Below are 533 nucleotides of genomic sequence, written 5' to 3'. Positions count from 1 at the left end.
ATGATCTTGGCAACGACGCCGGCGCCGACGGTACGGCCGCCTTCGCGGATTGCGAAGCGCAGGCCTTCTTCCATCGCGATCGGGTTGATCAGCTTGACGGTGATCGACACGTTATCGCCTGGCATGACCATTTCCTTGTCCGCTGGCAGCTCGATCGAGCCGGTCACGTCGGTGGTACGGAAGTAGAACTGCGGACGGTAGTTGTTGAAGAACGGGGTGTGACGGCCGCCTTCATCTTTCGACAGAACGTAGATCTCGCCGGTGAAGTGGTTGTGCGGCTTGATCGAGCCCGGCTTGGCCAGAACCTGACCACGCTGGACGTCTTCACGCTTGGTGCCGCGCAGCAGCAGACCGACGTTGTCGCCAGCCTGACCCTGGTCCAGCAGCTTGCGGAACATTTCCACGCCGGTGCAGGTCGTCTTGACGGTGTCGATGATGCCGACGATTTCGATCTCTTCGCCGACCTTGATGATGCCGCGCTCGACACGACCGGTGACGACGGTGCCGCGACCCGAGATCGAGAACACGTCTTC

General features: G+C 61.2%; 1 protein-coding gene. It reads right to left on the bottom strand.

What is annotated here, in order from left to right; genetic code table 11:
- A partial coding sequence (locus tag ACI48I_RS24180) for an EF-Tu C-terminal domain-related protein (RefSeq protein WP_498575722.1) occupies positions 1-533 on the bottom strand: 533 nt, incomplete at both ends.

The organism is Massilia sp. LXY-5 (assembly GCF_059801075.1).
Note: the sequence above shows the minus strand (reverse complement) of the source record. Positions and strands in the feature narration are given on the sequence as shown.